This window comes from Flavobacterium poyangense, from assembly GCF_011751075.1.
GTDB classification, from domain to species: domain Bacteria; phylum Bacteroidota; class Bacteroidia; order Flavobacteriales; family Flavobacteriaceae; genus Flavobacterium; species Flavobacterium poyangense.
The window spans coordinates 113,193-136,454 of sequence record NZ_JAALLN010000007.1 but is presented as its reverse complement, the minus strand read 5'-3'; the positions used below and the strand labels follow the sequence as shown (position 1 = coordinate 136,454).

22 protein-coding genes are annotated in these 23,262 nt (G+C 34.7%); 11 read left to right on the top strand and 11 right to left on the bottom strand.

Annotated features, from left to right (window positions below; translation table 11 throughout):
• Positions 1-50: 50 nt before the first annotated feature.
• Positions 51-530 (top strand): helix-turn-helix transcriptional regulator, encoded by a 480-nt coding sequence (locus G3A47_RS13365; RefSeq protein WP_166923103.1) that lies wholly within the window; start codon positions 51-53, stop codon positions 528-530.
• An 82-nt stretch (positions 531-612) separates the two neighbouring features.
• Here G3A47_RS13365 and G3A47_RS13360 read toward each other — a convergent pair whose 3' ends face one another.
• Positions 613-1,164 carry a 1-acyl-sn-glycerol-3-phosphate acyltransferase gene (locus G3A47_RS13360; RefSeq protein WP_166923102.1) on the bottom strand — a complete coding sequence of 184 codons (552 nt, stop codon included), beginning with the start codon at positions 1,162-1,164 and terminating at the stop codon, positions 613-615.
• 66 nt (positions 1,165-1,230) lie between these two features.
• Here G3A47_RS13360 and G3A47_RS13355 point away from each other — a divergent pair, with 66 nt between their 5' ends.
• The 6 genes from G3A47_RS13355 (at position 1,231) to G3A47_RS13330 (ending at position 6,009) form a co-directional block, all read left to right on the top strand.
• Positions 1,231-1,896, top strand: coding sequence for a spermidine synthase (locus G3A47_RS13355; RefSeq protein ID WP_166923101.1), 666 nt, complete (start codon positions 1,231-1,233; stop codon positions 1,894-1,896).
• Between the two features lie 8 nt (positions 1,897-1,904).
• Positions 1,905-2,582, top strand: coding sequence for a peptidoglycan DD-metalloendopeptidase family protein (locus G3A47_RS13350; protein WP_166923100.1), 678 nt, complete (start codon positions 1,905-1,907; stop codon positions 2,580-2,582).
• 6 nt (positions 2,583-2,588) lie between these two features.
• Entirely contained in the window at positions 2,589-3,062 is a 474-nt protein-coding gene (locus G3A47_RS13345) for a hypothetical protein (RefSeq protein WP_166923099.1), read from the top strand.
• Between the two features lie 10 nt (positions 3,063-3,072).
• Complete coding sequence (locus tag G3A47_RS13340) at positions 3,073-3,597, top strand: hypothetical protein (protein ID WP_166923098.1); 525 nt, start codon at positions 3,073-3,075, stop codon at positions 3,595-3,597.
• A gap of 53 nt (positions 3,598-3,650) precedes the next feature.
• Positions 3,651-4,121, top strand: a complete 471-nt coding sequence (locus G3A47_RS13335; protein ID WP_166923097.1) for a nuclear transport factor 2 family protein — start codon at positions 3,651-3,653, stop codon at positions 4,119-4,121.
• Positions 4,122-4,266: 145 nt separating this feature from the next.
• Positions 4,267-6,009, top strand: a complete 1,743-nt coding sequence (locus G3A47_RS13330) for an APC family permease (protein WP_166923096.1) — start codon at positions 4,267-4,269, stop codon at positions 6,007-6,009.
• Positions 6,010-6,117: 108 nt separating this feature from the next.
• Here the strand turns inward: G3A47_RS13330 and G3A47_RS13325 are convergent, their stop codons facing one another.
• The gene (locus G3A47_RS13325) at positions 6,118-7,605 is read right to left on the bottom strand and encodes an aminotransferase class V-fold PLP-dependent enzyme (protein ID WP_166923094.1); all 1,488 of its coding nucleotides are present in this window, start codon (positions 7,603-7,605) and stop codon (positions 6,118-6,120) included.
• 182 nt (positions 7,606-7,787) lie between these two features.
• On the opposite strand from G3A47_RS13325, the gene msrA reads away from it, so the two are divergent.
• Together msrA and G3A47_RS13315 are read left to right on the top strand one after the other, a co-directional pair.
• Positions 7,788-8,321: a peptide-methionine (S)-S-oxide reductase MsrA gene (msrA, locus tag G3A47_RS13320; protein ID WP_166923092.1), complete on the top strand. Its 534-nt coding sequence runs from the start codon at positions 7,788-7,790 to the stop codon at positions 8,319-8,321.
• A 126-nt stretch (positions 8,322-8,447) separates the two neighbouring features.
• Complete coding sequence (locus tag G3A47_RS13315) at positions 8,448-10,016, top strand: protein adenylyltransferase SelO (protein ID WP_166923090.1); 1,569 nt, start codon at positions 8,448-8,450, stop codon at positions 10,014-10,016.
• A 423-nt stretch (positions 10,017-10,439) separates the two neighbouring features.
• On the opposite strand, the gene G3A47_RS13310 is transcribed toward G3A47_RS13315, so the two are convergent.
• Together G3A47_RS13310 and G3A47_RS13305 are read right to left on the bottom strand one after the other, a co-directional pair.
• Positions 10,440-11,408 (bottom strand): YpdA family putative bacillithiol disulfide reductase, encoded by a 969-nt coding sequence (locus G3A47_RS13310; protein ID WP_166923088.1) that lies wholly within the window; start codon positions 11,406-11,408, stop codon positions 10,440-10,442.
• 7 nt (positions 11,409-11,415) lie between these two features.
• Positions 11,416-11,889, bottom strand: coding sequence for a CYTH domain-containing protein (locus G3A47_RS13305; RefSeq protein ID WP_166923086.1), 474 nt, complete (start codon positions 11,887-11,889; stop codon positions 11,416-11,418).
• Positions 11,890-12,242: 353 nt separating this feature from the next.
• On the opposite strand from G3A47_RS13305, the gene G3A47_RS13300 reads away from it, so the two are divergent.
• Positions 12,243-13,148 carry an OmpA family protein gene (locus G3A47_RS13300; protein ID WP_166923084.1) on the top strand — a complete coding sequence of 302 codons (906 nt, stop codon included), beginning with the start codon at positions 12,243-12,245 and terminating at the stop codon, positions 13,146-13,148.
• Positions 13,149-13,167: 19 nt separating this feature from the next.
• Complete coding sequence (locus G3A47_RS13295) at positions 13,168-13,716, top strand: hypothetical protein (RefSeq protein ID WP_166923082.1); 549 nt, start codon at positions 13,168-13,170, stop codon at positions 13,714-13,716.
• Positions 13,717-14,104: 388 nt separating this feature from the next.
• Here the strand turns inward: G3A47_RS13295 and G3A47_RS13290 are convergent, their stop codons facing one another.
• The 7 genes from G3A47_RS13290 to G3A47_RS13260 all read right to left on the bottom strand — a co-directional run bounded on the left by G3A47_RS13290 (position 14,105) and on the right by G3A47_RS13260 (position 23,241).
• On the bottom strand, positions 14,105-15,151 hold the full coding sequence (locus tag G3A47_RS13290; RefSeq protein ID WP_166923080.1) for an o-succinylbenzoate synthase: 1,047 nt from the start codon (positions 15,149-15,151) through the stop codon (positions 14,105-14,107).
• A 200-nt stretch (positions 15,152-15,351) separates the two neighbouring features.
• The gene (locus G3A47_RS13285; RefSeq protein WP_306783636.1) at positions 15,352-16,560 is read right to left on the bottom strand and encodes a tetratricopeptide repeat protein; all 1,209 of its coding nucleotides are present in this window, start codon (positions 16,558-16,560) and stop codon (positions 15,352-15,354) included.
• 1 nt (position 16,561) lies between these two features.
• Positions 16,562-17,086, bottom strand: coding sequence for a DUF2199 domain-containing protein (locus G3A47_RS13280; RefSeq protein WP_166923078.1), 525 nt, complete (start codon positions 17,084-17,086; stop codon positions 16,562-16,564).
• 566 nt (positions 17,087-17,652) lie between these two features.
• On the bottom strand, positions 17,653-18,330 hold the full coding sequence (locus tag G3A47_RS13275) for a metal-dependent hydrolase (protein ID WP_166923076.1): 678 nt from the start codon (positions 18,328-18,330) through the stop codon (positions 17,653-17,655).
• A gap of 29 nt (positions 18,331-18,359) precedes the next feature.
• Positions 18,360-19,322, bottom strand: coding sequence for a 1,4-dihydroxy-2-naphthoate octaprenyltransferase (gene menA / locus G3A47_RS13270; RefSeq protein WP_166923074.1), 963 nt, complete (start codon positions 19,320-19,322; stop codon positions 18,360-18,362).
• A gap of 143 nt (positions 19,323-19,465) precedes the next feature.
• Positions 19,466-20,299, bottom strand: coding sequence for a 1,4-dihydroxy-2-naphthoyl-CoA synthase (locus tag G3A47_RS13265; protein WP_035681238.1), 834 nt, complete (start codon positions 20,297-20,299; stop codon positions 19,466-19,468).
• Positions 20,300-21,435: 1,136 nt separating this feature from the next.
• Complete coding sequence (locus G3A47_RS13260; RefSeq protein WP_166923072.1) at positions 21,436-23,241, bottom strand: zinc-dependent metalloprotease; 1,806 nt, start codon at positions 23,239-23,241, stop codon at positions 21,436-21,438.
• Positions 23,242-23,262 lie beyond the last annotated feature (21 nt).

The window sequence follows — 23,262 nt, the reverse complement described above, 5'->3', positions numbered from 1 at the left end:
TTTCTTTTGATTACATTTGTAAATTGATAATCTCCTTATTATAATTTACAATGGTAAACATTGATGATTTTGTAAAAAGACTGGAAGTACTACTGGAGTACTACGGATTAAACGCCTCTGCATTTGCTGATAAAATTAGCGTGCAACGTTCCAGCATGTCGCACCTGCTTTCGGGAAGAAACAAACCAAGTCTTGATTTTGTACTAAAAATTTCAGACATTTTTCCGGATGTTGATCTGTACTGGATTCTAAAAGGCACAGGTAGTTTTCCTAAAAAAGAAAATGAACATCAAAACCATACCGTAGAAATTGTATCTGAAGTGCAAAAAACAAGTCCTCCTGTTTCACCAAACGAGAACCTTTATTTTGCAGACTTGTTTTCAGGCCTTCCATCTGATACTGATCACAAGGAAGAAAAAAGAGTGGTCAACGAGCCGAAAAATTCAAATTCAGATCTGAAAACAACTGATGAGATTGAAAAAATTATATTCTTTTACAAAAACGGGACATTTAAGACCTATATCCCGTAATTAAAAATTAGCTCGTATTTGAAAATTAATAAAAATAATTTTCATTTAAGCGATTCTCGCGTTACGCAAAAATCACAATGATTTAAAGTGTAAAACCGTTTTCAGGAATTTTACCTAAAACACCGTTGTAGTGTTTTTTCAGAACCTGTAAATCGGCTTCGTAATTTCCGGTTGGAAAAAAAGGAACTCCTAAATTCACTTCTTTTTTGCCCCAATCAAAAGCTACCGGTACAATCGGCACATTTGCTTTAAGAGCAATGTAATAAAAACCGCTTTTGATTTCCGTTACTTTTTTTCGGGTTCCTTCCGGAGCAATAGCCAAACGAAAAACTTCTTTACGATCAAAAATAGCTGCAATAGAATCTACTTTGTTAAGTCCGCCTGAGCGATCTATTGGCTCGCCACCAACATTTCTGAAGTAATACCCAAACGGAAACCGAAACAATTCCTTCTTCCCTACCCAATTCATTTGCAATCCGGAAATTCCTCTGGTGAAAATTCCTAAATAAAAATCATGATTGCTTGTATGTGGCATTACCATGAAGACGCATTTTTTCACCTCGGCATTTTCGATCCCTACTATCTTCCAGCCCATTAGCTTAAAAAAGATAAATTTATACAACTGTTTCTTCATTAATTTTTTTTATTTGAGACAAAATAAAAGATTTAAATGGTATTTTTGAGTAAAACGAGGACAAAAATGATTCAAAAAATAATCAGTTATCTGATTCCTATAAAAATATTTAAAAAAAAATCTACCCGAAGCAAAATAATCGAAGTTACCTGGACCAATGGAGAACTGGTCTTAGATTCTGAAAACACCAATTACTCCTATGGAAGCTTGCAACGCATATTAAGATATGGTTTAAGAAATATCGGTTACGAAACCATTCTTAAAATGAACCATATTTTGGTACTGGGAGTTGCCGGAGGAAGCGTTATTAAAACTTTAATTGATGAAATTGTGTACAAAGGAAAAATTACCGGTGTCGAAATTGACCCTGACATGATTCAGATTGCCAATGACTACTTTAATCTTAATCAAATCACACAACTTGAGATTGTTATAGATGATGCTTTCGAGTTTGTCTTAAAAACAAAAGACAAATACAACCTTATTATTATTGATGTTTTTGAAGATATAAAAATGCCTAACTTTTTATTTGAAAGCTTTTTCAGTAACAGAATCTGCTCCCTTTTACAAGATCGTGGATTTGTACTTTTTAATACTATGATTTTAGACGAAGCACATAATGTAAGAAATAGGAAGTACATTTCAGAAATAAATACTAAATTGTTTACCTCAAAAATGTTACCACGAATTGAAGTTCATAACGAATTAATAATCATCGAAAAAGTCGCCTAATTTACCTTATGAAAACCTTAGTCTCTATTTTAAAAGCCTTACCTCCCACAAAAGTTATCGACGCACGTATTGATTTTTCAAAGTATATTCCTTTAGATTTATCAGTAACTAATAAAGAGCTGGTTAAACACAAGCCTTCCAACTCTGAAGAAATTGAAGGTTTTATTTCAAATTATCTCAAAAGAAACAATGCCGAAATCGCATTCGGCGGCTATATTGAAGGACGAAATCTGTATCAAAGAAGCAGTATCTTTAAAGATGGTTCAAATCCGGAGCGCAACATACATATCGGACTGGATTTATGGGGAAAAGTCGAAACAAAAATCATCGCTCCTCTTGACGGAAAAATTCACAGTTTTAAAAATAATATTGGTTTGGGTGATTATGGCCCCACAATTATTATGGAACATGAGGTTGAAAATGAAAAGTTTTATACTTTATACGGACATTTATCGTTAGAAAGTATAAAAAACCTTACCGTTGGGGACATTTTCAAAAAAGGAGACTATTTAGCTACTTTTGGAAATTCGGCAGTTAATGGTGATTATGCGCCGCATTTGCATTTTCAGATTATAAACAATATTGAAAATCACGCTGGTGATTATCCCGGAGTTTGCAACATAAACGATTTAAATTTCTACATAGAAAATTGCCCCGACCCTAACTTATTATTAAAAATAACATAAATAGTTATGAAGAAAGCAATATTGATTATATGTTTGTCCTTATTAGTTGGATGTAAATCTAAAACGATCAGGAGAGATACCGAAGATTTAAAGATCGCAAAAGTTGGAGCTTCTGAAATCAATTCCAACCAGCAGAAAAAAGCATACGATTTAGGAAAAAGGGTTTTAGAAACCTGCAACACCTCTAGATTTAAGCCTTTCAACGAAACTGAAGTTACCAAATCGGTAATGGAAAACACAACTGAAGAACGCTTGACTAAAACATGTCAGCGTTTCAGGCAGTATTACGGAAGTTTTGTTGATTTAAAATTAGATGGCGTTTACAAAGCCAAACGAGAAGTTATTTATCGCTACCGTGCCTTGTACACCAAAAAAGTAGCCAACAAAGAACTTCGTGTTTTTGTAAATGAAGAAAACTTAATCTCTGCTATAAAATCAATGGATTGGGAAGAAAACTTTGAGTCTAAATTAAACGATTAAAAAATATAGCATGAATTTTAAATTGCCCTTTTTTGTGTTGCTGTTTATCTCAGTCTTTGCAAATGCTCAGGAAACTATGACAGTGAATGGTTCAAAACCTTTTCCGGCTACACAAGATTATACTTTTATCTGTGAAAAATATGCCTATACCGGCGAAACAAAAGTTCAGGTTGCCAAAACAGAAAAGGGCGGGATTTTAAAATTGTCGATTGCAACCGCTAATGAAAAATCAAGAATTTCGGGCGGTGTTTATGTAGATTTAGCGAATGGCGATGTTATTCCGTGTGTGGACAAAAACGTAAAAGAATCAGCAGAAGGTAAAACAACTTCGTACTATTACTTTACACCTGCAGAAATGCTTAAATTGAAGAAAACAGATATAAAATCTATACGGTTTATAATTGCTGGCGGTTCTGATGTTTTTGGAAATCAGACCGGACATTTTACAACAGTAAATAAAATGGCTTACTTTTCTACTGCATTTGATACTTCCAAAAAATCGTATGATACAGCAAAAGAAATTAGCGTTTTGTAAATAGGATTTAGTAAAATAAGTCTTATATTTATGAACTAATTGTATTAAAAAAAATGAATTCAAACGAAAACTTAATTATTAAGTTCTATACTGCTTTCGGAAATGCTGACTATAAGACAATGAGTGAATGTTATCATCCAAAAGTACATTTCATTGACCCTGCCTTTGGTTTGCTAAAAGAAGAACAAGTTTCTAAAATGTGGGAAATGTTGCTTTCAAGAAGCAAAGGGAATATTAAAATTGAGTTTTCAAATATAAAAACAGATGAATTCTCCGGTTCTGCCAATTGGATTGCTACTTATAATTTTAGCAAAACAAATAGAACCGTAGTGAATAAAATAGCCGCTGAATTTATTTTTCAGGATGGTTTAATCATCAAACACACTGACAATTTTGATGTTTGGAAATGGTCTAAACAGGCCTTTGGTATTGTGGGTGTTTTATTGGGTTGGACCGGTTTTTTTCAGGACAAAATAAAAAAACAGGCCTTGTTATCTCTCAAAAAGTTTCAGGAATCCAAATAAATTAATTAAATTGTGGGTTTCAAAATTCACAATAGCTAAAAATTATTTTGAACTTCATTTAATATACCTCTCTTTTTTTAAAGTTTTTATTTCTTGTTGCGACTTGATATCAAGTTAATTGTGTTTTTAATCTTAATTAGTAATTATGAAAGAAACTGTACACAAGAAATTAAATCAATTACAAGCAACAGCCATTTGCGGAAATGACATTAGCTCTTCCTGTTTATACGTATCGGCATTAACCATCTTGTATGCGGGACAGTTTGCGTGGATTTCGTTATTAATTGTAGCGGTTGTTTTATTTCTTTTCAGACGGATTTATGGTGAAGTTGTAGGTGCGATTCCTTTAAACGGAGGTGCTTATAATGTCTTATTAAACACATCAACTAAACGATTAGCCTCTCTGGCTGCTACATTGACTGTTTTGTCGTACATGGCAACCGCTGTTATCTCGGCATCAGAAGGAATGCATTATTTGCACGGAATATTTGACAATGTCAATACTATTAGTGCAACCATTATTGTTTTGGTTCTATTTACAGGGCTTGCGATATTGGGAATCGGAGAATCTGCCTTTGTAGCTGTAATCATATTTATAACACATCTGGTTACTTTAAGTTTACTGGTTCTGGCATCGTTGTGGTTTATTCTCAATAATGGTTTAGAAACCTTCCATCTCAATTGGCAAACACCTATAGCGCACGGAAACATAAAAACCGCCCTTTTTCTGGGCTTTTCGGCGGCAATGTTAGGGATTTCGGGTTTTGAAAGTTCTGCTAATTTTGTGGAAGAGCAGCAATCCGGCATTTTTCCTAAGACCTTAAGAAATATGTGGGCCATTGTAAGTTTCTTTAATCCTGTAATTGCACTTTTATTAATAAGCATCATTCCGCTGGCAGAAGTTGGCTCTAACAAAGAATCGCTTCTGACCTATTTGGGACAAACAACCGGAGGTTCATGGCTTGCCTGGCTGATCTCAATTGATGCTGTATTGGTTTTATGTGGCGCTGTTCTAACCTCTTTTGTTGGGGCTTCAGGCTTATTAAATCGAATGACTTTAGACCGTATTCTTCCGAATTATTTCCTTAAACAAAACAAAAGGGGTTCCCATTACCGAATCGTAATTAGTTTTTTAATTCTCTGCCTGTCTGTTTTATTTGTGACAAACGGGCATTTAGAGTCATTGGCCGGTGTTTATACCTTTTCCTTTCTGGCAGTTATGGCGCTATTTGGAATTGGAAATTTACTGCTAAAATTTAAACGAAGAAAACTGCCAAGGCCCGAACGTGCACGCGGAATTGTAGTAGTAATTGCAGTTTCCAGTATTATTGCCGCATTTGTTGGCAATATGCAATTAAACATCAATTCGTTCTATACTTTCTTAAAATACATGGTTCCCTCCTTACTGTTTATTGGGATCATGCTTAATCGTATCTTCCTGATTAGGGTTCTAATTGAAGGTTTAGAGTACTTCTATCAACCATTAAGAAAAATGGTCATCATAAGCAACCGTTATCTGCATAAAATGAGTTTAAAAATCAACTCGCAGGAATTTGTTTTTTTTACCAAAGGCGATGACGTTGCTATTCTGAACCGCGTACTACAATATGTGGAAGGAAATGAAACAACCAAAAAACTTAAAATTGTTCATATTACAAATGGAGCGTCCGGTAATGAGGCTTTAAGAAAAGACCTCGAGGTATTGGATCGTGCCTATGATGAAATTGATATTGAATACCTGGAAATAGAAGGTGTTTTTGGTCCTGAACTTATAGACGAGCTGTCTCAGAAATGGAAAATCCCAAAGAACTTCATGTTTATAGGTTCTCCGGGAAATAAATTCTCTTATCGTGTCTCCGACTTAGGTGGAGTTCGTTTAATAATGTAGAAAAAAAAATTAAATAAAATTTTAGATAAAATTTAAATAACAAACCTGTCGGGTTTCAAAAACCCGACAGGTTTAATTTTTATTTTAAAATATTTTTTATAATTTATATTACGATTTAAACCATCCTGCAACTAATTCGTCTTCAAAAGAAGTGGCGTCTTTATGAATAAATTCATTCGTATTTTTATTATAAGAATAGTCTAGAGCCCATGTTTTGTGATTTTCTGCCATTTCTTTAATGCTTTTACAAACAAAAGCAATCTCTTCATCAGTTGTAGTTGGGTGAATAGACATTCTGATCCATCCCGGTTTTTTGATTAAATCACCAATGGTAATTTCATTGACTAGTTTATTAGAAGTCTCCTGATCTACGTGCAATAAAAAGTGTCCGTAGGTACCGGCGCAACTGCATCCTCCTCTGGTTTGAATTCCGAATCTGTCATTCAATAATTTCACTCCAAGGTTAAAATGAAGATCTTCAACAAAAAAAGAAACAACACCTAAGCGGTTTTTATGTTGTCCTGCTAATATTTTTATATTTGAAACAGCATCCAGTTCATTAAACACGAAGTCAACAATTTCATGTTCGCGTTGCAAAATGTTCTCGATTCCCATTTCTTCTTTGAGCTCAATAGCTAAAGCCGTTTTGATTACTTGCAGAAAGCCCGGAGTTCCTCCATCTTCACGATCTTCAATATTATCGATATATTTATGTTCTCCCCAAGGGTTTGTCCAACTTACGGTTCCTCCTCCCGGGCAATCCGGAATCATATTATTGTATAGCTTTTTATTAAAAATCAAAACACCTGATGTTCCGGGTCCTCCTAAAAATTTATGCGGCGAAAAGAAAATGGCATCTAAGTAAGATTCCGGATCTTTTGGATGCATGTCAATCTCTACATAAGGTCCTGAACAGGCAAAATCTACAAAACAAACTCCATTGTGCTGGTGCATCAATTTTGCTGCTTCATGAAATGGTGTTTTTAAACCTGTAACATTAGAACATGACGTTATCGAAGCTATTTTTATAGTTCTATCCTTATATTTCTCGAGTAATTGCTCTAAATTATCCAGACAAAAAAGTCCCTTCTCGCAAGATGGAATAATTTCTACATCGGCAATCGTCTCTAACCAAGAGGTTTGGTTAGAATGATGCTCCATATGAGATATAAAAACAATCGGTCTTTTCTCGGCAGGAATAACGGTACAATCTTTTAAATTTTCAGGGATTTTTAAACCTAAAATACGTTGAAATTTATTAACAACACCTGTCATTCCAGTCCCGTCTGTAATCAGAACATCGTCCTGATTGGCATTTGTATGACGTTTTATGATATTTCTGGCATGATGGTACGCTTTTGTCATGGCAGTACCTGACACTGTTGTTTCGGTATGCGTATTGGCAACAAAAGGGCCAAATTCATTCAAAAGTTTCTCTTCTATTGGACGATAGAGTCTACCGCTGGCTGTCCAATCGGTATAAATGATTTGTTTTTTGCCGTATGGAGAAGTAAATTCCTGGTCAACACCAACAATATGCTTTCTAAAATCCTGAAAATATGTCTCTAAACTGATGGTACTATTTTTGCTATTCATTACTGTGCCTGTATTTGATTGCAAATATATTGCTTTTTTATAGAACTGAGAATTTATCAATTATAAACTTCATTCATTAGATAACCTTTTAGTATCTTTAACTAAATAGTCTTTTTTATAAAAAATTATCATAATATTCTATCGGATTAATAGGGCAATAAGAACTTAAACTATACTATTTTATGGAAAATTTATCAGTGGCAACTTTTGGAGGTGGATGTTTTTGGTGTATTGAGGCTGTAATTCAACGTTTGAAGGGAATCGAGACCTTGAAATCAGGATATTCAGATGGTTTTATTAAAAATCCGCCCTACCGCGAAGTTTGTACCGGAAGAACAGGACATGCCGAAGTGATACAGGTCACCTTTAATCCTGACATAATTTCATACCATGACTTAATAACAATATTTATGACCAGTCACGATCCCACGACACTAAACCGTCAGGGAGGCGATAGCGGAACACAATATCGTTCGATCATTTTATATCATGATGAGACCCAAAAAGAAATCGCAGAACAGGTTTTTGAAGAAGTTAAACCTGTATATGCTGATCCGATTGTAACACAACTAAAGCCTTTTGAAGTGTTTTATGAGGCCGAAGATTACCATCAGAATTACTATAACAACAATCAGGAAGCGGGTTATTGCCAGGTAGTGATTGATCCGAAAGTTCGAAAATTAAGAAAAATATACGCTGACAAATTAGTCGATTAATACCCTTTTTGCCGCAAATTGAAGCGATTTTAATGAATTTATATTCGATCTATAAAGAATTCCGATAGAATAAAAAAAAATCCCTCTAATCACTTTAATCTGTGGTAAAAAATAGATAACACCAGAATGAAAAATTTAAAAATAAACAACAGATTTACAGCAGAATTACCCGCAGATCCTAACGAAACCAATGAAGTTCGTCAGGTTTCTAATGCGCTTTTTTCATATGTAAATCCAACAAAGCCCTCTCATCCAACATTAATTCATGCTTCAGAATCTGTAGCTGAATTGGTAGGGATTGCTAAGAATAAGATACAATCTGAATCTTTTTTAAACGTTTTTTCAGGAAAGGAGATCCTTCCTAAAACCCGTCCTTATGCCATGTGTTACGCAGGGCATCAATTTGGGAACTGGGCAGGCCAATTGGGTGACGGTCGAGCCATAAACTTAACCGAAGTAGAACATAACAACGCTTTTTTTACGCTTCAGCTAAAAGGAGCAGGAAAAACGCCTTACTCCAGAACTGCTGATGGTCTGGCAGTCTTACGTTCTTCTATCAGAGAATATTTATGTGCCGAGGCTATGCATCATTTAGGTGTACCCACTACCCGATCGCTTTCTTTAATGCTTTCCGGTGATGAAGTTTTGCGCGACATTTTATACAACGGAAATCCGGCATTCGAAAAAGGTGCTATTGTTTGTCGTGTAGCTCCTTCCTTCATTCGTTTTGGAAGTTTTGAAATGTTAACTTCAAGAAACGAGCTGAAAAATTTAAAACAATTTACAGATTACACCATCAAACATTACTTTCCTGAAATTAACGGAGAGCCTAAAGAACAGTATTTACAATTCTTTAAAAAAGTAGCTGACACCACCCGTGAAATGATTTTACATTGGCAAAGAGTCGGTTTTGTTCACGGAGTAATGAATACGGATAATATGTCTATTCACGGAATTACTATTGATTATGGCCCATATGGTTGGTTAGAAAACTATGATCCAAACTGGACACCCAATACAACAGACAGTCAATACAGAAGATATCGTTTTGGAAACCAACCGCAAATTGCCCAGTGGAATTTGTATCAATTGGCCAATGCGCTTTATCCGCTTATCAATGAAGCAAAACCTTTAGAAGATATTTTAGAATCATTTATTAACGATTTTGATTCTGATTATAAAAACATGTTTTTAAGCAAAATAGGGCTATTTACTTTAACTGAAACTAACAGTGGATTAATTACAAATTTAGAAGCTAATTTGCAATTGTCTGAAACTGATATGACGCTCTTTTTTAGAAATTTAAGTCGTATAAAAAAAGACGATACTGTTGAAAATGCAATTACAAAAATTCAGGATGCCTTTTATGTTCCGGAAGAAATTACCAATAATGTATTAGAAAATTGGACAACCTGGTTTGCGTTGTATCTAAAAAGATTAAGTGAAGAAACGCTTTCGGATGAGGATCGAGCAGCAAAAATGAATCGTGTCAATCCGAAGTATGTCTTACGAAATTATATGGCTCAATTGTGTATTGATGCTGCAGATCAGGGGGATTATTCTTTGGTTGATGAATTGTATTCCTTACTTCAAACGCCATACGACGAACAACCGGAAATGGAAAAATGGTTTGCAAAAAGACCGGATTGGGCGCGTTCTAAAGTTGGGTGCTCTATGCTATCTTGTAGTTCTTAATGTTTTTTTGCCGCGAATTTCACTAATTTTCACTAATTTTTTTACTTGTAATACTTGATTTTGCCACAGATTAAAAGGATTTAATGGATTAATCTTTTAGTCTGTGGTAATTTTTGCTATGAATTTTCTAAAAACCTTGGTGACCTTTTCTTTTTTAACCGCAAAGGGCGCAAAGATTTACGCAAGGTTCGCAAATATAAAATATGTTTTTTTAGGTAAAGCTTTACGGACTCCTATGTTTGTGTAGACTTTTTTTCACGCAGATTTAGCAGATTGCTTTATCGAGCTACTAAAAAATATCTGCTAAATCTGCGTGCATAAAACGAATTTTTTGCAACTTCGCAACTTTGCAAAAACTTTGCGAATCTTGCGTTTAAAATAAGCTGATTTGTGAAAATTCGTGAAATTTGTGTTAACCTTACTTTACTCCGTAGTAATATAATCCACAATCATGCTGGCATGAATGCGTGAGTTCTCAATGAACCATTTGTGAGTGTGCATTCCTCCACAGACCACTCCGGCAAGGAATAGACCTTTTACATTGGTTTCCATGGTTTCGGGATTATACGTTGGAGTTCTTAGCTCATCGTCTGACAATTGAATTCCAGCTTTTTCCAGAAAACTCAAATCCGGTTTATAACCCGTTAAGGCTAAAACAAAATCATTCTCAATGGTTACTGTTCCGTTTGGTGTTTCAATTTTGACTATATCCTCCTGAATATCGATAATATTCGATTCAAAATAAGCTTTGATACTTCCCTCACTAATGCGGTTTTCGATATCCGGTTTAACCCAATATTTTACCCGATTATTGATTTCGTTTTTACGGATTACCATCGTCACATTAGCTCCTTTTCGCCAACATTCCAATGCCGCATCTACAGAAGAGTTATTAGCGCCGACAACAAGAATATTTCTGAAAGCATATTCATGTGCTTCTTTGTAATAATGACGTACTTTGGACAACTCCTCTCCTTTTACATTCATCTTTATTGGAAGATCATAAAAACCGGTTGCAATAATGACATTTTTCGATTGATATATTCTCTTGTCTGTACTGATTTTAAACAATTCATTCTCTTCTTTTACTATTTCGGTAACTCTTTCAAATAGATGAATAGAAAAATTAAAATACCGGTGGATATTTCGATAGTATTCCAAAGCTTCCTGACGACCCGGTTTTGGAGCTAAACAATTAAAAGGAATCCCTCCAATCTCCAGTCTTTCTGCGGTAGAGAAAAAAGTCATGTACAAGGGATAGTTGAAGATACTATTTACAATTGCCCCTTTTTCGATGATTAAATAGTGTAAGTTTTTCTTTTGGGCTTCAATAGCACAGGCTAAACCAATCGGACCGCCTCCTACAATAATCAAATCGTAATGTTCTGTCATAAAGCAATTACTTTTCCCAGTTTTTAAACGGATTTTTACTCAAATAGGCATTGTAATACCTCGGATCGTTAGTTACTTCCTCTCCTAGCCAGTCCGGTTTTTCAAAAGAATCAGTTTCGGACTTTAATTCGATTTCAGCCATTACCAATCCTTCATTGTCTCCGTAAAATTCATCCACTTCAAAAACATGATTACCTGCTTTTATTTCAAAACGGGTTTTCTCAATTTTACCTTTTTCACATAGTTTGAGTAACTCCTCAGCTTCCTCAATCGGAATTTCATTTTCCCATTCAAAACGAGACATCCCGCCTTGATGACCTATACCTTTAATGGTAATAAATCCTCTTTGACCTTTAATCCTAACACGAACTGTTCTCTCCGGAATTGAACTTAAGTATCCCTGAGCAATTTTATTTTGAGTAAAAGCCTGTTCTTTAAAATCATCTGATTTTACAAGAAACTTTCTTTCGATTTCGATCATTTTAATGTTTCAATTAATTTTCAATGCAAGTTACTTAATTTAACTCGTAGGATGTAATTATTTTTTGACACATAGAGATATAACTATCTCCACAATCTGCCACCCGAGCAATAGCGAACTGACGAAGCAAATCTGCGTGAGAAATTTTGCTGCTCTATATATTTATCATAATTAATACCAATTCCTTGCAACAACTTAATTCAATATCGGAATTGAAAATACATAAACTCATTATTTCGGTCGATATTTCATAACTCCCTCATAATCAAAATAAAAACATTAAAATAACTGATTATTAATGTATTACGTATTATTTTTTTGGTTAAATTTGATTGAACCTTAACTTCATACTTATGTCTAAAAAAGCACTTTACCTATTAGGCATTGCAATAACCATTATTCTAGGTACTTTTTTGTACTTGAAATTTTGCTGCAATTGTACGAAACCTGAAACAATTGATCCTATCGAAAAACCAATTGTGACGACTCCGAACGCTTCTCTTGTTCCTTTTGTTTTAAACGGTTCAGGAATTGATTATCAAACCACTGAGAATATCAAATTCCTTAAAAATAATGCTGCCGCACTCGTCCCCATTGGTGATTCTGTAAATATTGGAATTGAAAAACTAAAGGCATTTTTAATTTCAAATCCAAAACAAAAAATAACCATAACAGGTTATGCTACAAACGACGAAACCAATACTACCAAATTTGAAAATCTTGGTATAGCCAGAGCGAATGATGTTAAAAATTATTTTGTCTCTAAAGGTTTAGCAGGGTCTCAGCTTGACACTAAAGGTGAAATTATTGAAAAATGGCAATCCAATGCGGATACTTTGTTTGGACCGATATCGTATAAATTTGAGGCTGTGGATACCACTACTGTCGCAAATGACGAATGGAGTCTTTTAAAAGAAAAAATCAATGCTACGCCTTTAACGCTTCATTTTAGCACCAGTAAATCCCGAAATATATTAAATGCTGACGATAAGCAAAAAGTAGCAGATATCGCCAAATACACCCAGCACGAAAAAGAGGCGGTAATTTTAATTGTCGGTCATTCTGATAATGTAGGAAATCGCGATTCTAATGTTGCTTTAGCACAAAAAAGAGCTGACTTTTCTAAAAATTACCTGACTAAGAATGGTATCAAGACACAAATCGAAACAGAATCAAAAGGGCCTGACGAACCAATTGGCGATAACAGTACCCGTGAAGGTAAAGCATCAAACAGAAGAACTGTAATTACAATAAAATAATTAATCAAAACATACGATCATGAATATACCTTGTATCTTAATACCTGTGCTAGTTGGGTTAATCTGTGGAATTTTAGGTTACTTACTAGGAAAAATGAACTCAAAAAGTGATGATTCGCTAGCTTTGTCTTTACAAGCTGATCTGGATGCCTGCAAAGCCAATACTAAGAATCTAAATGCCCGTATTTCTACTCTCGAAGCCGAACTGGCCGCTAAACCAACTATCAACTCAACAGCACAATCATTTGCAGCTACTGCACCTGTATTGTTATTTGACAAGGATCTGGCGGCAACTGTTTTTGGAAAAAAAATAAAAGAAAACGATCTTAAAATTGTAGAGGGAATCGGACCGAAAATTGAAGTCCTGTTTAATAATGCCGGAATCAAAACCTGGCAGGAACTGTCGGCAGCATCAACTGAGAAATTACAAGCAATCTTAGACGAAGCGGGTGAAAATTATGCCATTCATAATCCCGGCAGCTGGTCCAAACAAGCTTTGCTGGCGTATCAGGGAAAATGGCAGGAATTAAAAGACTGGCAAGATAGTCATATTGGAGGAAAAGAATAAACTGAATCTTTCTTAGCGAAAGAAAAAATTATCACATAGCTGCGTTTTTAAGCTTCAGAGTAGCGACATATTTATAGTAAATATTTTCAACGTAACGGGAGCTCCAGAGGAGCGGCTATATACTGGACGTACCGCTCCTCTGGAGGTTAATATCATTATTTAAAATTCTATCTATAAATATAACGCCCTTCTAGGGCTGTCATTTCATCATAAACAGGCACATTTAGAATAAGACAAAGTCAATCATGACTCAGATTTGGGACTCTTACTTCCGAATTTGCCTTTTTACGTTTTTAAAGCTATTTTTCTATGTGTTAGAGAAAATTACAACCCGATTAAAACCGAATTTTGAATAACCGAAAAAAAACTGGCCGAAAACCAGTTTTTTTTATGCTTTGTCAAAAAAATCAGATGACCAGTCCTTAGCCTTATTGTACCATAATTGACCGTCAGAAACTTCAAGAGGACAATCAAAATTATTGGTATATAACGCACCGGTTCCCAAACCTTGTGGCATTTCTGAGTTTTGCAAAAACGTCCATTGTGAGATTGCGTTTAGTCCAATATTACTTTCTAAAGCTGATGTTATCCACCAGCCAATATGGTAACGATTTGCTAAATCAATCCACTCTTTAGTTCCTCTAAAACCGCCAATAAAACTTGGTTTAAGAATAATGTATTGTGGTTTGATGCTTTGTAGCAGCTTTTCTTTTTCTTCTGCTGAAAACACGCCTATCAGTTCTTCGTCCAGAGCAATTGGAAAGGGTGATTCTTTACATAAATCAGCCATAGCTATAGCGTTTCCCTTCTTAATGGGCTGCTCAATGCTATGTAGTTGAAATTTATCAAGCTGCTCTAGTTTATCTAAAGCTTCACTTAATGCAAAAGCACCATTGGCATCAACTCTGATTTCGATTTGTTCTGCAGAAAAATGACTTCGAATAAACTGCAACAACTCTAATTCTTTTTCAAAATCAATGGCTCCTATTTTAAGTTTTATGCATTTAAAGCCGTCAGCCAGTTTTTCTTCAATTTGCTGCTTCATAAAAGACGGTTCACCCATCCAAACCAGTCCGTTTATCGGTATTGACTTTGTGTTATTGGTAAAATCAGAAGGGAATAACACGTATGGATTATCGCTTTTAAGCGACAAAAATGCCATTTCTATACCGAATTGTATGGAGGGAAATTCCAGTAAAGCTTCCCAAAGTTTTGTTTCGCCCAAGTGAATATTTTGGCAAGCCCAACTTAATTTTTCTTCATAATCCTCACGATCGTCAGCGCTAAGGCCTCTTAAAATTCCGCACTCCCCGATTCCTTTTTTACCGTTTTCTTCCAAAACAATAAACCAGGTTTCTTTTTCGGTCATAATACCTCTTGAGGTTCCTGACGGACGTTTGAACTCGAGCATGTATTTGTGGTAGGTGGCTTTCAATACTGTGTGTGTTTTAAACCATATAAGTTATGTGAGTTCATTTTACTGTTGCGGAAAATTTACCTTGTATCTTCTTATATGGTGATTTTTTAGTGATTAAAAGGCTTTTAAATCTTGGCTTTTAAATGCTGTTACTGCTTCAAATGTTAGCCAAAAGCCAAGCTTGTATTTTCTTATATCACTTATATGTTTCATTTTTTTTAATGCTCTAAGAGTTTTAAAATCCTGTCGTAATCTTCAGATTTAATACCGGCTTTCTGGAAAGAAGCAAAATCTAATTTTGTTCTGTCTGTCCAGCTTAGACTGTCTGTTACATTCTGATTCTGATACTTCTTGTAGATCGCTTTTGCTGCACTGTAATCGTCGCTCAAAAGATATACGTGTGCAAGATTAAGTTTTACCAATAGCTCTGTATCGTCTACTTTTTCGCCTTCTTTCAGGAACTTAACCGCCTTTGCGTACTGTTTTGTCAAAATATAGCAGTATCCAATTGAGGCATAATCTAATGCAGTTGCTTTTCCATCATTGATTATAGTACTTAATTTTGGAATAGCTTCATTGTACTTTTGTTGTTTGATTAAAGAAGCAATCTGTTTGTGTAAATCATTGTATACGTTTTTAGAAATAGCGACGTCATTAAAACAGGCAGCTCCAAAGTCTTTATATACTTTACTTCTTTCGATCGGCAACAGCTTTTGAAATTCAGAATAGCGATATTGCTTCATTATTTTATTCAGAATACAAACGCAAAAATCATCCGAATTGGCCATTTTCTGAGCCATTGTAGAGGTTTTGCATGAACTGATAATTTCATTTTTATTGTCCTGATTCCAACCGCGATTGAGTTTTGTGTCGACCCAAGGCACCACTTCTAAAACTACTTTTTGACTTAAAATCCAATTTTTACTTTCAAAACCAAACCAGATTGTAGTCGTATTTTCTTTTAAGCAAGAGGATTTGTCTAAGGAAAGACGTTTTGCGTCTTTGCTAACCGGCTGTACCTGTGCGAAACAGGCGGTACTCGTTTTCCCATCAGTTACATACTTTTTTGCGTTTTCATTTGAAGTAAAAATGGAATAGGTACATTGATCATCACCGGAAATTTTTGACATTAAAAAAACGGCACCTGCTGAGCCTTGTCCGATTCCGTAAGGATCCGGTATGGCTTTTAGCAACGAAACCAAACTATTTGCCATTTCTTGATTTTTGTCTAAAAGTGTAATTCTGTATACTACTTCGGTAGTTCCAACTGGGAAATCTTCTGTGTTTACCGTGAATCGATCACCGGCAGAAACTAAAAATTCTTTTGTGGTTGCTCTCTCTTTGTCCCAATATCCGTCTTTTTGCGCGTAGATATTGCTAAAAAAGCACCCTAAAACAACCAACACTATTTTTTTTAAAGTCATCATCTTAAGCATTTTGCTTACTGGTATTAATCATATCCTGAATTCTATTCTCTGCTTCTGTTTTTGTAATCCCTTCGTAAAAATCTTTAACAAAAGGATGGTCATACTCTTTATGCGGGAAAATTACCGGTCTGTTATTTCCTCTTTGAGTTACTACAGTTGTCGGAACACTTTCTGAAAAAGTATAGCCTTTTAAACCATTGCTCAGCCACCCAAAATACTGCGTTTCATGTTCCTTGTTGTCAAAATTATCCAAATAATCCTGAAAACTTTTTTCGCTTAGAGAAACCCAAAGCCCGTATTCCAAATCTTCGCAATGATCATTGACCTCTTGAAATAACACGCAACGTATAAATCTGCCCACATGATCGGGACGTTTAATAACGCAAAAATCTTCATCAATTAAAGCGATTTCATCTTTCTCGTTGTCAGAAAGCCATGAATAATTATCGGGTGAAATATAGGTGAGTGCCGGCCAACCTTCGTGTTGTTCTCCACAACATTCACATGTGTATTTTGTACTATCCATTTATTATTTTAATTGAATAAATATGCTTGCTGCAATTACTTTCGATCGGGTTGTAAAAATTATTATTAACATATAGAAACATAGGTTTTACTTTTGAAAAAAAATTCAAAAAAGAAGCTCATTTCTGTCACATAGTCAAATTATGAGGTCTTCGACTTCGCTAAGACTGACAATTGAAATTTTAAATGAATGAAGACTACGTCTTTTTTATCAAAACTATGTCTCTATGTGTTTATTAAATTAATTCAAGTTTTTAATTAAAAAAGAAAAAAATCACTTTTAAAAGACGATATCAATTGCCTCCAGTTTTAACTGGAGGTAAGAATTGATTAGTGATAAAGAGGCTTTAGCCCAATCTTTTGAAGCTTCGGCTAAAGCCTTTGTAGCTTTCTAAAATAGCTCCAGTTAAAACTGGAGGCAATTCAAATAAAACTTCCCTTATTTGTCTTCTGAATGCAATTAAACAAAATAATCAACTAGTAACTTGAATTAATAATACCCAACGGGTTTGAATAAATTTTCGATTGTGATTTTTTGTACTTACAAATGATAAGTAATACTATCTTTTACAATTCGATTGATTCTCCGATTTCAAGGAGCATTAAATCTTTGCCTTTACCGAAGAATTTGCGAATCGCTTCTTCGTGATCGATTTCAATATAACCGAACGTATCAAAATGATAACCCAAAATTTTATCGCATTCTACAAAGTCTGATGCAATTATGGCGTCCTCTACATCCATCGTGAAATTATTTCCGATTGGAAGTATTGCCAAATCCAATTTGGTTCGTAGCGGAATTAATTTCATGTCCATTGTAAGTGCAGTATCTCCGGCGATATAGATGTTTTTATGCTCGCCTTCAATTACAAAACCTCCGGGATTTCCACCATTACTTCTATCCGGAAAAGAACTCGAATGAATAGCACTCACATATTTTACTTTACCGAAATCAAACTTCCAGCTTCCTCCGTGATTCATCGGATGGGCTGTAAAACCTAATTTGGAATAATAATCTGTTATTTCTGCATTCGAAACAATAACTGCATTGGTTCGTTTAGCAATAGCTTCAACATCTAAAACGTGATCGCCATGTGCGTGTGTTAAGAGTATATAATCAGCTTTTAAGGTATTGATGTCAATATTTGATGCTTGCGGATTAGCGCTAATAAAAGGATCAACAATGATGTGCTTTCCTCCGACTTCAATTCCTAAAGATGCATGCCCGTAAAAAGTAATTTTCATTTTTGTAAACGTTTTAAATTGAACTTCTTTTATCTTCCTCCTAAGAAGAGATTAACGATAATGTCTGAAATTAAAGAAATCATACACACCGTCAATAAAATTGAAAGAAGGAATGTACTCAATGCCAATTTCTTCAATTCCGGATCTAATAATTTAGGTTCCTGATTTTTAGCAACTGTAATCAAATGTTTTGTTAAAGGTATATAAGCCAGCAAAAACAAATACTGATCAAAACGATAATCGCTTAAAACAGCAAAAGCCACCACTAGAATCATTGCTGTCACAATCAATGCAAAATGATACTTTTTGGCTTTTTTACCTCCCATTTGAACTACAATAGTATTCTTACCTGATTTTCGATCTGATTCTTCATCACGCATATTGTTCAGGTTTAAAACTCCGACACTCAACAAACCAATTGAAACAGCCGGCAGAATCAAAAGCGGATCTACTTCTTTAGAATACAAAAAATTAACCCCTAGCGTACTTACTAATCCGAAAAAGACAAAAACAAATACATCACCAAAACCTTTGTATCCATATGCCGAATTTCCTACTGTGTAACGAATAGCTGAAGCTATAGCAGCAATTCCCAGTAAAAGAAAAAAGATCGAATATCCAAAATTCGACTCACCAAAAGCAAAATAAATTAAAGTAATAGCAGATAATAAAGTTAAAATTGAAGTAATTATGATCGCTTTTTTCATTTCCTGAGGTGTAATAACACCACTCTGAATCGCTCTTTTCGGACCTACCCTATCTTCATTGTCCGTACCTTTTACTCCATCGCCATAATCGTTTGCGAAGTTGGATAAAACCTGTAAACCAAGTGTTGTTAAAAGTGCAAAACCTAAAATTTTCCAACTAAATACTTCTGTTGGTGTATTTATGGTTTCGGTTGGGTTGGATAGCGCATAAATACTTCCAACTATAATTCCGGAAACTGATAATGGCAACGTGCGTAATCTTGCGGCTTCAATCCAATGTTTCATTCTTATTTAATTTTAGATTTTTGAGTTTAGATTTTAGATTCTTAACTCAAATCATTTTTTTGTTTAACATTTCAGATTATAGATTGTGACTGAGGCAATATTTTAAGACTTAAAAAATCAACAATCTAAAATCTACAATATCTTTAGGGAAGCCACTTGTTTTCTCCGAAATTTGGTTTTCTTTTTTCAAGAAAAGCATTTCTTCCCTCTTTTGCTTCTTCGGTCATATAAGCCAAACGGGTTGCTTCTCCGGCAAAAACCTGCTGTCCTACCATTCCATCGTCTGTTAGATTCATGGCGAATTTTAGCATTTTTATAGAGGTTGGCGATTTTTGAAGGATTTCCTGTGCCCATTCATAAGCGGTATCTTCCAGTTCGTCATGCGGAATAACTGCATTTACCATTCCCATATCCATTGCTTCCTGAGCAGAGTAATTACGTCCTAAAAAGAAAATCTCACGCGCTTTTTTCTGTCCTACCATTTTGGCCAGATACGCCGATCCGTAACCGCCGTCAAAACTGGTTACATCGGCATCGGTTTGTTTAAAAATAGCATGTTCTTTACTTGCCAGAGTCATATCACAAACGACATGCAAACTATGTCCCCCACCAACAGCCCAGCCCGGAACAACGGCAATAACAACTTTTGGCATGAAACGAATCAAACGTTGTACTTCCAGAATATTCAAACGGTGCTGACCATCTTCGCCTACATACCCCTGATGTCCGCGAGCATTCTGATCTCCTCCGCTACAAAAAGAATACACTCCGTCTTTAGTCGATGGTCCTTCTGCAGAAAGTAAGACTACTCCAATCGAAGTATCCTCTTGTGCGTCGTAAAAAGCCTGGTATAATTCTGAAGTTGTCTTTGGGCGAAAAGCGTTTCTAACATTTGGTCTGTTGAAAGCAATTCTTGCAACTCCATTGCATTTTTTATAGGTTATATCTTCAAATTCTCTGGCAGTTATCCAATCCATTTCTATTTGTTTAATTTTAATAATTTATAGTGTAAAAATAAACCATTTTTACATTTTTACCTACACTATTTGTTTTTTGGTGTTGAGCAAAACACGTAGTAAATATTACCAATTGGTATTTACTTACAAAAAATAACACTATTTAACATTTGTTTTAAAAAAAAATAATTAATTTTACACCCTTATAATCAGCAAGATACATTTTATTTTGTTATTATTTGATTGATTTTCTTTCACTGATTTATTAACCTAAAAAATGACTTTTTTTTGAGAAAATTTAAAAATTTTGTCGCTCGTTTTTTTAGGGTTTTTGTTAGTAAACCTTTAATTAATGAGCAAATGATTTTTGCATTTGTTAAAACTTCAAGGAGGAAATAGTAACACCTAAGGTTAAATGCTGGAAATGTATATTCGTTAGTACAAAAATGAATACGAAAAGAGGAAAAAATACTAATACCCTACTTTCCAAAAGTTATTCTATACAACCAATGGCTGAGCCGTGAATTTGATTTTTTGCTTTTAAGATAAATGTATTGATTGTTTAAAGACATACCCGATAAAAGAGTAATTTCTAAAATTTGTAAAGCTATTAATCTTTTAAAGGATTCGAATTATTTTATTTCTGTTTTTTTTTAATTACAATTTTTTTTAAAACTAGAATAAAAAAGAGAAAGGCTACTTGTAATGGGTAGCCTTTCTTGTTGTTTAACTATCAGAATAAAGTAAAATCATGTATCAGGCTTAAAAGTTGGAAATCATAATTGGATTATTTTATTTGAAAAGTGAATTTTCACTGTCAATATACATAAATTCATCTTTCTGGCTACACGCTACTACCACTAAGTAAGACATCTTACCGATTCTGCCAACTCTTGATTTAAAAACCGATTCATACCTAAGAGCTTATAACTTCTAAAACCTTAGAATAATTTTTAACTATATTTGACATCGATATCGATTGTTTCTCGGTTTCAAAATATTGATTTACATAATACTAACTAATATTTGATCATTTTCATTTACTTCAAATAATTTCACCCAACGGGTTACAATAACAAAACTCTATCTATAAAATACAGGAATTATCAAACATTGTATAGGAAAACAAATAGAATACTCCCAGATTAACAACATCACTATTCTTTAATAAATTTCTTATTAGTATTCTTTAGTCTAATGATATATAATCCTTTATAAAGAGAACTCACATCAATCTTCCCTTTACGGGTTCTTCCGGCCTGCGTCATCTCTCCCATTACATCAAAAATTACATATTCTTCGATGTCAATACCGGAAATATTCAAAACGTCCTTTACAGGATTAGGGTATATAATACTATTTTTCAGTTCTTTAGTTTCTATTCCTGAAGCCTCTCTCTTACTCCTGTCTGTTTTACCGGGTCTTAAATCTCTAACGGTAATATTAAGGTCTATATTAATAGCGGCATCCGTCGATCTTTGAGTAGTATATAATTCAGGATAATCATTTCTAATAGAATTTCTCATTACTTTAACCTGGCCCGGGGTGAACATAAATTGGCAATTACTATAATCCATTATATTTTCTATTAATCTTCTATGTCCTCCGCATTGAATAGGAGCGATACAGTTTTTATAGAATTGCGTTCCACTTTGTTCCGCAGGAGGGGTATCGCTGATTTTATCATTTGGACCATTACAGCCACCTTCAAAAATATGCTTCAGTCTAAAATAATGCCCTAACTCGTGAGCGGGTGAAAGTTTTTTTTGAAGCTCAGGTGAAATGTCTAAATCTGCCGGGATATTATAACTTAAAAGTGTAAAAACCTTAGTTATGCTATTTTTCTTATCATTTGCTATCAAAGTAAGTCCACTAGCAAAACTACTATATTTTGGTGGGATTAATTTAGACACATACTTGATGAATATCTCACGTTTACTAATACTCCTTACATCGATTTCGCCATCTACTCCGTGATTTATTATGTTAGCTGAATCATAGCCCTCCTTTAATCCTTTACGGATGGTGATAGCAATATCTTTGAAAATTATTCTTGCATTACCAACTTTCGCACCCGACACCACTGCTTCATCCGACAGCATCATACCTGTTTTGGCTGTATACACTTTATTAGCCCAATCAAATGCTTTTCTTACCATATCTTTATAAAAACTAGCCGGATTATTGTCTTCCGGAGCCTCCAGGACTTCTATATTTACTTTTTTGATGACAAAATAAGGATACTCTTTTTGTATTATGCTCTTCAAATTTTCGTTATCTGCTACAGCAGGAACACGTATATCGTACAGGGTAGCGTCCTTTACTGTAATTTTTATCACGACAGGCTGGTTTTCTAACTGTATCAGTTTATCATCATCTATTTCCAAAGAGCAGGAAGAACGTACAAGGCTAAAAGCCCTAAGCCAGTTCCAAACCATGCCTCCACAGTTTATCGTAAGAGCACTCAATGATCTGGCGCCCAATGTTTTTATATCATCAGTAGGGACCTTACGAGAGTGCATGCCACGATCCCAGTATAGGTAATCCACCTCTTTTGTTGTTTTAGAAAATGCATTTGGGGAGCTTTGAGTGATTTCTACATTATAGATCGGTCTGGTTACAAATGTCTTATCATCATCTGTCGCTAGCTGCAACCCTCCCTCCCTCTTGCTGTCGTAGGCATGCGCCTCTATTTTGATGTAACCTCCGGGTTTATCTATGGTTCCTTTAATACCGCTCAAGTAGCTGTTACGACGGTTGTAAAGTCCTTTGTAGTATATGGTCAGCAAATCAGACTCACTGTTATTGTCTGTTTTGGGATTTACAGACCAAAATACCTTCTCTCCAACTACCTTTATGTTGTTATTCGGATAGCTTACAACGCCACTACCTTCTGTTTTTTGGGCAGACATAAAGCCTGAAAAACAAACTATAAAACCTAAAATGATATTTTTCTTTTTCATAATTCAATCCGATTAAATTCT